This is a genomic window from Sorangium sp. KYC3313, from assembly GCF_052075895.1.
GTDB lineage: Bacteria > Myxococcota_A > Polyangia > Polyangiales > Polyangiaceae > Sorangium > Sorangium cellulosum_B.
Genome location: NZ_CP197255.1, coordinates 11021712 through 11034341, shown reverse-complemented (window position 1 = coordinate 11034341; position 12630 = coordinate 11021712). Strand labels below are relative to the sequence as shown.

The following is a 12630-nucleotide window of genomic DNA, read 5'->3' as shown; positions in this document are numbered from 1 at the left end:
CGCGGCAGGAGGTCGGCGAAGCCGGGCAGCGAGTCGCTCACCCGAGCTCTGCCGCGACGCGCTGCGGCGTGCTCTGGCGATTTGCGCTTGTCCGGCGCTGCCTGAGTGGAGCGCTCGCCCGGGAGCTCGGCGCACGAAATGAGCACGCTCCGCCTCGCGCTCCAGATGGTCCTCGGGTTCGCGCTACCGTTCGCGCTGCAGCGCTGGGACCGACGGCGGCTCACGCCCGAGCAGCGCGCCGCTTGCTGGAACGGAGCCACCTGGGGCGCGGCCCTCTATGCGTTCGGCCCGCTGTCCATGCTCGGGTGGTGCTGGGTCACGCGCGGCGTCCAGCACGGGCGGCCGGGGGCGCGTGGAACACGCGGAACAGCGCCCTTCCGCGCGGTGAAGGCGCTCGGGCTCGGCGCGGCGTCCGCCGCAGCGCTCGTCCTGATCCTGAGCGGCGTCGATTCTCTGGTCGCGCTCGCATTGGGGCTCCCGCCGTGAGTCGCGCGGGTGGCACGCGGAACGCATGGAAGCGGTGTCGATGGCTCGATGGCGCATGAAAGTAGCCGCGGATGCCGCTGATGGAGATGGCTGCAGGCCGGCCGGCCGGCCAGCTGGCCGGCCAGCCAGCTGCGCCAAAATGCGTGAAGAACGGACATTTTCGTGCCCGAGTGTCCCTGGACGACACGTCATGGACGCGATAGCAGCACTCTGAATCTGTTATTCAGGGGACAGGCTTTGACTCTGTCCGCGGAGCTCGCGGACTCACACCGAGGCAGTGCGTTGACGTCGCTGAAGCCCAGAGGAGAGGATCGCGCGGCCGCACGGGAGCGGACCGACGCGTGGACCGACGCTGAACGTGCGCCGCGGGCGGCCGAGGGCGGCCCGAGGTGGCAAGAGATCGTCGCCGGCAGGTACGCGGTGGAGACCCGGATCGGCGCCGGCGGCGTGGGCGTCGTCCAGCTCGCCACCGATCGCCTGTCGGGCCAGCGCGTCGCGCTCAAGCGCGTCGATCCGAGGCTCGTCGAGAACAGGCACGCCGTCGATCGGCTGCTCCGGGGCGCCCGCGCCGCGCGCGCGCTCAAGGGCAGGTACGTCGCGCGGATCCTCGACGTCGGGGTCGAAGGTGGCGCGCCGTTCGTGGTCAGCGAGTACCTGGAGGGCTCCGACGTCACGAGCTACCTGCGGCGCCGCGGGCCGATCCGGGTCAGGGAGGCGGTGAAGTACCTCCTGCAGATCTGCGAGGCGGTCGCCGAGGCGCACGGCATCGGGATCCTCCACCGGGATATCAAGCCCGAGAACCTCTTTCTCAGCTTCGGCGACGGCGCCCCGAGCGTGAAGGTCCTCGACTTCGGGGTGTCGGCCGTCGCCTGCGGCGTCGAGAGCGAGGGGCCGAACGCCGCCTCGGGCGCCATGCGGACGTCGCTGCTCTTCATGGCGCCGGAGCAGATGCGGTCGGCGGGCGGCATCGACGAGCGCGCCGACATCTGGTCGATCGGCGCGGTCGCCTACGCCCTGCTCTGCGGGGCGAGCCCGTTCGATGCGCCGACCGAGCTCGAGATCTGCACCAAGGTCCTGACCGAGCCGCCCGCGCCCTTTCCGGCGGGCGTCGAGCCCCCGGAGCTGCGGGCCCTCCTGCTGCGCTGCCTCGCCAAGGACCCGGGGGCGCGTCCCCCGGACGTCGCGAAGCTCGCGTTCGCGCTCGCGCGCTTCGGGGGCGAGGGCGCGGAGGACGCGGCCGAGCGCGTGTGGGAGGCGCTCCGGGCGGACGAGACCGTCCGCATGGCGACGCCTGCTCCGGTCGCCGCGGACGAGTGGGAGGCCGACACGCTGGCGGACCTGCCGAGGATGTCGCCCGACGATCTCATGAGCGACCTCGAGACGACGGCCAAGTGGGAATCTCCCGCAGGCCGTCTGTCCGACGTCACGCTGGTGTCGCACGCGGGGGCGGGGTGGGACGGCGGCGATCAGCTCCGGGCGAGCCGGACTCCGCCCCCGCCGGTCCTGACGGTGAGCCCGCCGGAGCGCCGCTCCGATCCCCAGGCGGGCGGGCCAGGGAAGCCGCCGACCGCCGAGGACACGCCCGTTCCGCTCGGCCGCAAGGTCGTGCACCGCGTCAGCGACGGCGCGGCGCCTCGCGTCACGCCGGCGCTCGCGGCGCGCACCCTGGCCGAGGCCGATGCGGAGCGGCTCACGGTGGTGCGCCGGGGTCCGTCGCCGTGGCCCCGGCGGGTCGCGATCGCGTTCGCGCTGTTCGGGATGCTCGCGGGGATCGGCGGCGTGTGGCTCGTGCAGATGCGCACGCTCGACGGAGGCGGGAGCGCGCTGCCTGCGGCGAAGGGGCTGGCGAAGCGCGCGGTCCAGGAGTCGCGCTCGTCGGTGGTGGCGAGGCGATCGAGCGCGGCCGCTCCTGCCGCGCCGGAGCCTTCGCCCGAGCCCCTGGCGGCCGAGCCCTCGGCGGCCGAGCTCCAGGCGGCCGAGCTGGTTCCCGCGAGCCTCGCGGGCCCTGACAGCGAGGCGCCGCGGGTGGCGCAAGCGCGAGGGGCCCGCCTCGACGCGCGGCGCCCCGAGGTCATCTACGACGAGGTCGAGCGCGAGCGGCGGCGGCGGCGCGAGAAGCTCGAGCGCGAGCGGGCGTGGCGTGAGGCGACCACCCGCGCGCGGCAAGAGCGCGACGCGTCCCGGCGCGAGCCGCCGCGGCCCGAGGAGGGCGCGGTTGGGCCGGCGCAGCCCGCCGAAGGCGCGCGCGCGCCGCAGCAAGCCGCGGAGGGCGACGGCGCGCAGCGACCTCAGGCGAGCGACGGCGGGTGACGTCCGCGGCCCGGCGGTCCGCCTGCCTGATATAAGGCGGCCCGTGCCAGGGAGGAGTCGAGGAGGTTACGCGCTCGCCCGCGCGGTGGGCGCCGCGGTCGCCGTGTCGGCGGCGGCGGTCGGCGCGCCTGTGCGCCCTGCGATCGCCGCGCCGCAGGCCGTGCAACAGGCGCCGCGGGTCGCGCAGCAGCAGGCGCCGCAGGCCGCGCAGCAGGCGCCGCGGGTCGCGCCGGAGCACCTGCCGTACGGCGCGGCGGGGTGGGCCGTGTCGGGCTGGGGCGGCGTGCGCGGCGTGACGATCGGGCCGATCGAGAACCTGCGGCACCCGGGCCGCGGCTACGGCACCGCGGCGAGCGGGCGGGCGATGGATGAGGCGGTCGCCATGGGCGCGACGTGGGTCAGCCTGACGCCGTTCGGCCGCGTGTGGGACGGCAAGGGCACGGGCGTCGATCTCGCCTTCGAGGCGCCGTTCGAGGAGAACCGGCGCAACGTGCTCGCGGCGATCGCGCAGGCGCACGCGCGCGGGCTCAAGGTGCTGCTCGTCCCGCACCTCTGGGTCGAGAGCGGCGAGTGGCGCGCCCTGATCGACCCCGGGGACGACGCCGGCTGGGCGCGCTGGGCCGAGTCGTACCGCCGGTTCCTGCTCACGTGGGCCGCGGTCGCGCGCGAGGGCGGCGCGGAGATGCTCAGCGTGGGCGTCGAGCTGCGGAGCTGGGTGACGACGCCGCGGGCGGCGAGCTTCCTCCCGATCATCGAGGCGGTGCGCCGCGTGTACCCGGGGCTGCTCACCTACTCGGCGAACTGGGACGACGTCGAGCACACGCTGATCTTCGACGCGCTCGACCTCATCGGCATCAACGCGTTCTATCCGCTGGCGGAGCGCGAGGGCGCGTCGTTCGAGGAGCTCCTGCGCGGGGGGCGCAAGGTGGCGGCCGGGGTGGACGACGTGGCGCGCGCGTGGGGCAAGCCGGTCCTGCTGACGGAGATCGGCTACACCACGCGGCGCGATCCCGCCGTGCGTCCGTGGGAGTGGCCCGACCGCATGAAGGGCGTGGTGGTCGACCAGCGCTCGCAGGCCGAGGCCTACGCCGCGGTGATCGCGCCGTTCCTCGACGCGCGCACGTGCGCCGGCTTCTTCGTCTGGCGGCTCTACGCCGATCCGGACGACGTCTCGCAGGAGGCCGAGTGGGGCTTCTCGCCGAGGGGCAAGCTCGCGGAGCTCGTGCTGCGCGACGCGTTCACCGCCCGCTGGGCCGCCGACGGCCCCTCGCTCCTCGGCGAGGCGCTCGGCAGGCACCGCGCCCGCACCCCGGGGCTCTTCGGCTGGGAGCTCGATCCCGACGAGTGATCCGGTTGCGCTCGCCGGCCGAGCTCAGCGTAGAATCGCGCTCGCGGGGGAGGGCGAAAGGAGAGCGCAGAGACATGGCAGCTTATGGGTACAGTCACGTCCCCGACCGGGGGTTCCACGCGTTCATCGGTGATCTCGAGGAAGGGGCGTGGAAGGAGATCTCGATCGACAAGTATGACGCGCCGGATCAGGTGGCGCCGCTGCTCCTGGAGGCGCCGCGGCCGGTGGCGTGGAAGCTGCGCGCGCGGTGGAGCATCGCGCGGCTCGACGAGGTGCTGGCGGTCGCGTCGGACGACGTGCTCCGCTCGCTCGACGCGGCGTGGGATTCGGCGCAGCGGGCGTTCGATTACACGGTGGCCGCGGCCGAGGAGCACGAGGACGCGGCCGTGCGCACGGCCGCGACGCGGGTCCGGCGCGCCATGCTGAAGGGGGGCGGCACCGGGCAGACCACCCTGACCTATGGTGCCGAGGTCGATTTCGGGCGCTCGCAGCTGGAAGCGGCCAAGAACAAGCGCATGGAGGCCGATCTCAAGAAGATCGGCGCGCTGCCCCACCTCAAGCGGATCGAGGCGGCGACGGACGCGCTGGCGAAGGCGATGGGCCGCGGCGCGGTGGAGGGCCGTCCGGGCGCGCGGTCGACGCGCCTGCGCGAGGCCATGGGGGTCTGCGTGAACGCCTTCAACACCATCCACGACGAGATGGTCTGGCTGCTCGAGCACCTGCCCGCGGGGAAGAAGCGCGAGCAGGTCGAAGCGCTGCACAGGCCGTTCCTCGAGCTGCTCAAGCGGTATCCCCCGCCGGCGGCCAGCGCGGCGACCGAGCCGGAACCGGAAGAGGAGGGAGCCGAGGCCGACGCGGCCTCGAGTGACAAGCCGGCGTGAGGCGCCGCGGTTCCTCGCACCGGCGGAGAGCAGGTCGCCGGTAGGCTCGCAGGTGCTGCGAGCGGGTCGCGACCGGCTTGCAGCACCTGAGAGCGGGTCGCGACCGGGCTTGCAGCACCTGAGAGCGGGTCGCGACCGGGCTTGCAGCACCTGAGAGCGGGTCGCGACCGGGCTTGCAGCACCTGAGAGCGGGTCGCGACCGGGCTTGCAGCACCTGAAAGCGGGTCGCGAGGGCGCTTGCGGCACCTGGTGCAGCTCGTGGTACCCGATGATCCCGTAAGCTTGTCAAGTGCAAAGGGCGGGCGCCGAGCACGACAAGGCTCGGCCCGGGACCGGCGGCAGGAGATCCACGGGGCCTGGCTATAGCTTCCGTTATTGATTGCATTACTTCCGATGTTGATGCATCGTCCGGGCACAGGCGCAGGCATCTCCAAACCACCTCGGGGGTCAGGAGCGTGCGCCGAGGACCGTGTCTGTCTCACCGGGGTGGTGATCATGGGCTGCGACGAAGCCGCGACGAACGGCACCGAGCTTCAGAGCGTGTTCGACGGAGTCGATCTCCCTGACAACACGCGTCGGGTCTACAGCGCGCAATGGCAACACTTCGTGGGGTGGTGCGTCACGCGTGCCCGGCTCGCGCGCCCGGCTCGCGCGCTTCCGGCACGGCCGCGCCTCGTGGTCGCCTATCTCGCCGCGCTCGCCGAGGGCGGCCGGTCGGCTTCAACGCTGAGAGGCGCCTGCACCGCCATCGGCAAGGCGCATGAGCTGCGCGGCTTCGCGCCGCCGACGAGCCATCCGATCGTGGTGGCTTGGCGGCGCCGGCTCATCGAAGCAGGCGATCAAGAGCCCCAGAAGGCGGCCGAGCTGACAGCGGCCCAGGTCGCGCAGATGACAGCGGCCATGGGCGCTGACCTGGTCGACCTGCGCGATCGCGCCCTGGTGCTCGTCGGCTATGCGGCGAGGCTCCGGCGCTCGGAACTCGTCGGGCTGGATGTCACCGACGTCGTCTTCTGCGATGAAGGGATCGAGCTCCTGGTGCCGGCGCGGAGGATCGTCATCCCTCCAGGGCGTCACCAGCACACGTGTACCCCGGGGGCGGTGCGGTCGTGGATCGACGCTGCCGCGCTCGCGCCGAGCGGACCGCTGTTCGTCGGGATCAATCGATGGGGGCAGCTGGGCGGCCGGCTGTCCGATCGCGCCGTCGGCTTGATCGTCCAGACCAGGGCCAGCAAAGCCGGCCTGTCGATCGAGGGCATCAGCGCCGACTCGCTCCGCGCGGGCTCCCGGGACGAGCGCCGGCTCCTGTGAGGTCTCGGCGTTGGCGACGCGTCCGGTGCTCGCGCCGGATGCGTCTCCAGGTCAGCCCCTCGCGCAGTCACTTCCGTTATTGCTTGCGTTGGTTCCGATGTTGAAGCACAGTCTGGCAAGGCGACGGGCGCATTGCCGACCACCCGCGATGCCTGAGCGCAGCGATGGGTCGGCGCGTCAGTGCCTCAGTGTGTCAAGGGGCGTCTTCAGCTCACGGGGGGCTGGCGACCATGGATCGCGACGAGGCCGCGAAGACAAACACGGAGCTCCAAAGCCTGTTCGAGGGTGTCGCGCTGTCCGACAACACGCGCCGGCTCTACGCGGCACAATGGCGGAAGTTCGCCGGCTGGTGCGCCGCGCGCCCTTCGCTCGCGCTCCCTGCTCGGCCCCGGCTTCTGATCCTCTATCTCGCCATGCTCGCCGAGGAGCGCCTGTCGGCTTCAACGCTGAAGGTCGCTTGCAACGCGATCGCCAGGGCTCACGAGCTGCACGGCCACGTACCGCCCATGAGCCACCCGCTCGTGATGACGTGGCTGCGTCGCCTCACGGACACATGCTCTCACGAACCGCAGAGAACGGCCGGCCTGACGGCGGCTCAGCTGCGGCGGATCGTGGCGGCCATGGGGGATGACTTGGCCGCCTTTCGCGACCGCGCGCTCCTGCTCGTGGGCTTCGCGGCGAGGCTTCGACCCGCGGAGCTCGTCGAGCTGAACGTCGCCGACGTCGTCCGCCGCGGCGAAGGGATCGAGCTCCTGGTGCCGGCGCGGCGGATCCTCATCGCGCCGGGGCGTGATCCGATCACGTGCACGCCACTCGCGGTGTGCTCGTGGATCGACGCTGCCGCGCTGGTGCCCAGCGGGCCGCTCTTCGTCGGGATCAACCGATGGGGGCAGCGTGGTGGACGGCTGTCCGAGCGCGGGGTCACCCTGATCGTGCAGGCCAGGGCTCGCAAGGCGGGCCTGTCGATCGAGGGGATCAGCGCGGATTCGCTTCACCTCGGCTCGCGAGACGAGCGCCGACTTCTGTAGCGGGCGCGGCGTCGGTGCCGCACCCGGACCTGATAGCGAAGAGCACTACGCCGCGGCTGCCGGCTCGGGCTGCGCCGCGCCTTCTGGAGGTCAGAGCATGCACAGGGTACTCGATGCGATGGTGTCTTTGTCGCCGATAGCGCTGGGGATCATGGCGTGTTTCGCGTTCGGCCTGGCCCTTGCCGCGCGCGAGGCGCTGGGGAAGGAGCGCGGGCTCCGCGCGGCCGCGGAACGGGCGCGCGACGCGGCCCTCAAGACGCTGGCCGCGAACAAGGACTGGGAGCTCGAGGAGATCGGCCGGTTCAGGCGCCTGCTCGACTGCCACATCGACGCGATCGTCGCCGAAGCAACGGAGTTTCGAGAGCGGGCCGTCCCGTCGCCCGGGGCGGTCCTGGCGGGCTTGTGCTCCTGGCACGCCGACTGGAAACGAGATCTGGCCCGGACCACCGGTCTCCAGCCGGGTGAGGTGGACAGGCTGTTGAAGAACGCCCTGCCGGTGAGGCCAGGCCTCGCGCGGAAGCTGGAGCTGTTCACGGGCGCGCCCGCTCGCTTCTGGGAGCACCTGTGGCGGCTGCACGACGACTACCGCGCGGAGGTCGATCAGACGGTCGTGATGCTGATCGACGGCGCGCAGCGCGGGCGCAAGGAGGCGCCGCTCGAGCCGCGTCCGGTGCTCCAGCTCGTCGATGACGGCCGCGCCGTCGCGGAGCCGGCGGCGCCACGCGTTCCACCGGTCAGCCGCCCGGTCGCACCGCAGCCGCCCGCGGCTGCGCCCGCCCAGCGCGCCGCTGCGGTGGCCCGGCGCCCCGCCGTCTCCGAGCCGGCGGGCGCGAGCACGGCACGGCGTGAGCTCGGCGGGCTGCCTCCACCGCCGAAGCCGCGCGGCAAGCATCCGGGCGCCGCGCCGGCGCAGGGCGGGACGCCGGCGCTCGGGCGAGCCTCCATGCTCACGGACTTCCCGGTCCTGCGTGGAGACGCTCGCCCTGGCGACGGCGACGGACGGGCCGAGGTCGAGCGCTCGATCTTCGAGGCCACCCTGCCTGGAACGGGCAGCAAGCCTCGCGTGTAGGCCGGAGTTTCGCCATGGGGGACGATCCGATGGAGAGGACGAAGCTCGAAGCGGCGCGGGCCTTGGCGGCAGCGCGCCTGTTCGGTGGTGAGAAGGCTCGCCGCGACGTGCTGTGCTGGCTCGCGCGCCTCGGGGTCCCGGAGCGAGATCGAGGCGACGTCGCGGGCCAGGTCTGGCTGCAGGCCTGGAAGAGCTGGCGCACGTTCGACCCGAGGCGCGGCAGCGCCGCGCGCTGGTTGAACAGGATCGCGGTGCACGTCGTGGCGCACTACCACGAGCGCGCGCGGCACCGCTGGGAGGAGCTGACGGCGGAGCTGCCGGACCCCGTCGATCCTGCGCCGGACGCCGCGGACGCGATGGCGAGCCGACGCGTCGAGGTTCGTATCGTCGAGGCGCTGGGAGAGATCGACCCGAAGCTCGGCGCGGTCCTCGTCGCCCACGATCTCGAGGGGATCCCCATGGCGCGCATGGCGGAGGCGGCCAGGATGTCCCTGTCGACGCTGTACAAGCACCGCGCGAGGGCCCTCGCCGCGCTGCGCGCCGTGCTGGAGCGCGAAGGCGACCTGGAACGGAAGGGGAAGCCATGATGGGTCCTGTCCGCTGGCAGCCCCTAAGAACCGGAGTACAGTCCACGCCATGACCAGCGATGAGCGGACCGACGCGGAAGACCTGGAAGAAGAGCTCGCATGGGCGGTCGATGCCCAGGTCGTCGCCATGGGCTATATCTACCTTCTGGCTTGCGCGCTGAAGCGCGGTGACGCCGATCTGGGGGTTGATCCATCCGCGTGGGAGAACACCATGGGCGCCGTCGAGTGGGCGATGATGGAGCATGTGGACGGGCGCATTCAGGGCCCCACGACCATCACCCTGGAGGACGTCGAGCGGATGCGCCGGCTTCATACGATGGGCTCCGCAGCGCTGGCCGGAGGGGAGCGGCCGGCCGAGCTGTACCAGCTCTCGCTCCAGTGCATGGAGGGTCTGTTCGGTTCGGATTGGGAGCGAGCCGCGCAAGAAGCTGCCCGCAGCTTGCGCGATCCCGATCAATAAACTTCCCCATCATTCGTTATCAATGCGACAGAACGACCTCCACAGGACAAAGACACAAAGCTGGCCATTCGGGTAGTGATACCAACAACTGTTGACGACGCTTCTTCGCCTGCACTGCCCAAGCTCGCCGTCTCCGACGTTGCGATCTGTTGGATGAGGTCGCTTCGCTGCACACGATATCCCCTCGTCTGCGCACTTCATCATGCATCGAATGCCACGATCAGCTTTCTTGCAGCGAATGATTTTGATGCCCCCGATCGCGTCCGGCGATTCCTCCATGGCGTCGTCCACAGCTCCGCCATCCATCATCTCGGCAGCTTCTGGATCCCTCGCAGCGCCTTCCAGTTCCGACAACACCATCTCTGCAGCACGTGGCTCGCTCGTTGTGCTTTCCGTCCGAGCCGCGGGCCAAACCGGTTGAGCAAGGATGGAGCGCTCCCGTGTGTCGACGCTCCTCGGAAACCGCGTGAATTTGGACAGGCCGGCCTCTGGGTCCGCGGGCCGCCGGTGGCACGGACCGGCGAGACCTCACGGGTCCGAGCGGCGCTCCGGCACCGAGAAGCGGGGCCGGTTTCTCGGCGCTCCGGCAGCCTGGTGTGGCGCGCCGGAGCTGGGCAGGGCCTTATGGCTCGCAGCAGAGGAACTCCGGGGGGCTCCGCACGATCTCGTCGACGACGACGGAGCGGCGCTGCACGGGGGCGCAGACGCCCGCGATGGGGGGCGTGGGTTCGGCCCGCAGCGCCGAGAATCTCGGTCGGGAGGGCGACGGGAAATCATGGCACACGGGATCATCCGTGAACGAGAGCGTCGCGCTGTCGAACGCCTGCTCGCAGGGCCTGTCCGCGTAGGCGGTGATTTGGACGGCGCATTGCAGCTCGCTCGGCGGCTCGCACGCGCACGGCGAGCAGGTGCGGTAGTCGATGCGGTGCTCGGTGAACACGCGTCGGAGGGGGAACTCGGCGGGGCAGGCGGCACCCACCGTCGAGGTCATGCAGGACACGAAGCCCGAGGGCGGCGCCAGCGCGGCGTCCGCCCGGCAAGCCCTCCCGATCTCGGCGGTGAGCGCCGGCGGCGCCGGGGTGGGCGATGGCTCGCACGGCACCACGACCGGAGGACGGTAGAGGATCGACGCGTAGGAGAGCGGCGGGACGGACAAATTGGGGGCGAAACAGGCGCCGTCCCAGCCCTCGGGCAGGTCGACGTGGTTCGTGGGCACCGTCTCCTCGCCGCACGCCGCGCCGAAGGTCTCGTATGCCGTCGACGGCTTGCACACGGCCGGCGCGCAGGAGCACTCGCCGCAGTCCGGCGACGGGTCCTCGACCTGCCAGCCATCCCAGGCAGGCTCGGCGCCATCCGGGCACGGGGGCGCCGCCGCCTCGTCACCGGTCCAGAGCCACATGGGTTTGGGCTGCTCGATGTACTCGCTCTCAAGGGGGCACGCTGCGGCGGTGAGGGCAACGAGCGCGAACGGCAGGACGGATCGCATCGTGGTGCTCCTGAGCTGTCGGTGGGCCGCTCTCCGGGCGGAGCGACCGGTGGTCCACTCTCGGTGAGAGGGCGCCCTGTGAGCGCGGGAGCCCGAATCTCCACGACGCCCGTCGGCGCGCTTCACTCGGACGGCTCCGTGGTGCAGTTCTTGACATGAAACTTGGCGAACTCGAGACGGCCCTTGTCCCCGAACTTCGTCGCCACATCGCAGGCCGCTGCCGAGAAGGTGCCTGCGGTGGGGTCGTTGTCCGCCGCCTCGAACGTGACCGGGCACGTGCCCATCATGTAGTAGTAATCGTCGAGCATCGCGGCGACGCTCCGCTCCGATGACGACTCCGGCCATACCCTGAGAAACATGATAGTGATGGCGTCGGGCTCACGCTGGGCAACCTCCGCGTGGTCCTTGCGGGCCACGTACATCGACGGAGAGCCAGGAATGCTCATATCGCAGCTCATGTACCATGTATCGTCGCTCTGCACCGGCTGAGTTCCACTCTTGCCCGTGTCCAGGGTGAACCGATACTCCTGCGCGAACTCGTTGAACAGGAGGACATGGGCAATGCCGGCGACCTCGGGAGCCGGCGCTTCGCTGCACCCGAGCACGAGCGTCGCGAGACCGAGGCACAGGAGCCGGCCAGGGTGCGCTCTCCAGCTTCCCGAGACCTTCCATGGGAAAGCGGCTTTGCTGGCCATGGGTTCACTTTCCTGCTCTCGTACCTCTCGAACGAGGCGCTGTCATGGTTCGCTCCTGAGCGTGCGCCGCCCGGCAAGGGTCAGTCGCGGCAGCACGCGACACGCTGTTCGCCCTCCTCGACGGTGCCGGTGACCATCGACGTGGCGCGCCTCGGCGTACACGCGCCCTCTTCTTGCCGGATCACATCGATACGAAAGGCGGTCAGCTCCGCCGGCGCCGCGAGGTCGTGGCACAGCGCGACGTCGGTGTCGGACCGCACCGCGTTGTCGAACGGGCGGGTGCAGTCCGTATCGCCGTACAGCGTGACCCTTGTGCTGCACGTGCCCCCGCTCGGCGGGCCGCACTCGCATGGCGAGCAGGCGCGATGATCGGCGCCCAGCGTGCGGAATTCCCGCCGGATCGGGAACTCGGGCCGGCAGGTCCCGTCGTCCTCGGGCGGACGGCAGAACGACCAGCCCGGCGGAGGCGTCTCGTTCGCTTGGCCCGCCCGACACGCCCTCGCAAAAACTCCGTCGATGGGTGGCGGCTCGGGCGTGGGTGACGGCGTACACGGGGCGAGGGCCGGCGGAGGGTAGGTCACCGAGGCCAAGGAGCTCGCCGGGATGGGACGCACGGGGACGATGCACGTTGCCTCGAGCACCTCGTCCGCCTCGAACGAGCTCGGCAGCCCGTCGCCGGGGCACTCCGCCGCGTGGGTCGTAACGCCGGTAGGCAGGGCACAGCGGGCCGGTCTGCATGCGCACGGGCCGCACTCCGGTGGAAACACCTCGTCCGCCCATCCCTCCCACCAGATCTTGCGATCCCCTGGACACGGGGCGGCGTCCTCGTGATCGCCGGACCAGAGCCACATGGGTTCCTGTTCTTTTTTCGGGGGATAGATATAGAAGTTGTCCAGGTCGAGGCACGCTGTGAGCGTGAACGCGATCAGCGCAGACGGTAGCCCGCATCGCATCGTGAGTCCTCTCCGCTTC

General features: G+C 71.3%; 12 protein-coding genes. 9 read left to right on the top strand and 3 right to left on the bottom strand.

From position 1 onward, the window contains the following. Positions 1 to 138 precede the first annotated feature (138 nt). The 9 genes from ACSRUE_RS41995 (at position 139) to ACSRUE_RS41955 (ending at position 9477) form a co-directional block, all read left to right on the top strand. The gene (locus tag ACSRUE_RS41995; RefSeq protein ID WP_437769777.1) at positions 139 to 486 is read left to right on the top strand and encodes a transcriptional regulator; all 348 of its coding nucleotides are present in this window, start codon (positions 139 to 141) and stop codon (positions 484 to 486) included. 282 nt (positions 487 to 768) lie between these two features. Beyond that, the gene (locus ACSRUE_RS41990; RefSeq protein ID WP_441288463.1) at positions 769 to 2796 is read left to right on the top strand and encodes a protein kinase domain-containing protein; all 2028 of its coding nucleotides are present in this window, start codon (positions 769 to 771) and stop codon (positions 2794 to 2796) included. Between the two features lie 43 nt (positions 2797 to 2839). After that, positions 2840 to 4144: a glycoside hydrolase family 113 gene (locus ACSRUE_RS41985; protein ID WP_441288462.1), complete on the top strand. Its 1305-nt coding sequence runs from the start codon at positions 2840 to 2842 to the stop codon at positions 4142 to 4144. Positions 4145 to 4218: 74 nt separating this feature from the next. Next, on the top strand, positions 4219 to 5025 hold the full coding sequence (locus ACSRUE_RS41980; protein WP_437769772.1) for a hypothetical protein: 807 nt from the start codon (positions 4219 to 4221) through the stop codon (positions 5023 to 5025). 495 nt (positions 5026 to 5520) lie between these two features. Further along, positions 5521 to 6333, top strand: a complete 813-nt coding sequence (locus tag ACSRUE_RS41975) for an integrase (RefSeq protein WP_441288461.1) — start codon at positions 5521 to 5523, stop codon at positions 6331 to 6333. A 230-nt stretch (positions 6334 to 6563) separates the two neighbouring features. Continuing rightward, complete coding sequence (locus ACSRUE_RS41970; protein WP_441288460.1) at positions 6564 to 7361, top strand: integrase; 798 nt, start codon at positions 6564 to 6566, stop codon at positions 7359 to 7361. A gap of 151 nt (positions 7362 to 7512) precedes the next feature. Then, entirely contained in the window at positions 7513 to 8430 is a 918-nt protein-coding gene (locus tag ACSRUE_RS41965; protein WP_441288459.1) for a helix-turn-helix transcriptional regulator, read from the top strand. A gap of 29 nt (positions 8431 to 8459) precedes the next feature. Next, positions 8460 to 9017 (top strand): RNA polymerase sigma factor, encoded by a 558-nt coding sequence (locus tag ACSRUE_RS41960; protein ID WP_441288458.1) that lies wholly within the window; start codon positions 8460 to 8462, stop codon positions 9015 to 9017. Between the two features lie 49 nt (positions 9018 to 9066). Next, positions 9067 to 9477, top strand: coding sequence for a hypothetical protein (locus tag ACSRUE_RS41955; RefSeq protein ID WP_437769762.1), 411 nt, complete (start codon positions 9067 to 9069; stop codon positions 9475 to 9477). Positions 9478 to 10099: 622 nt separating this feature from the next. Here ACSRUE_RS41955 and ACSRUE_RS41950 read toward each other — a convergent pair. The 3 genes from ACSRUE_RS41950 to ACSRUE_RS41940 all read right to left on the bottom strand — a co-directional run bounded on the left by ACSRUE_RS41950 (position 10100) and on the right by ACSRUE_RS41940 (position 11918). Beyond that, positions 10100 to 10963 carry a hypothetical protein gene (locus ACSRUE_RS41950; RefSeq protein WP_441288457.1) on the bottom strand — a complete coding sequence of 288 codons (864 nt, stop codon included), beginning with the start codon at positions 10961 to 10963 and terminating at the stop codon, positions 10100 to 10102. Between the two features lie 122 nt (positions 10964 to 11085). Beyond that, the gene (locus ACSRUE_RS41945; protein WP_441288456.1) at positions 11086 to 11658 is read right to left on the bottom strand and encodes a hypothetical protein; all 573 of its coding nucleotides are present in this window, start codon (positions 11656 to 11658) and stop codon (positions 11086 to 11088) included. 80 nt (positions 11659 to 11738) lie between these two features. Further along, entirely contained in the window at positions 11739 to 11918 is a 180-nt protein-coding gene (locus ACSRUE_RS41940) for a hypothetical protein (RefSeq protein WP_441288455.1), read from the bottom strand. Positions 11919 to 12630: the final 712 nt, after the last annotated feature.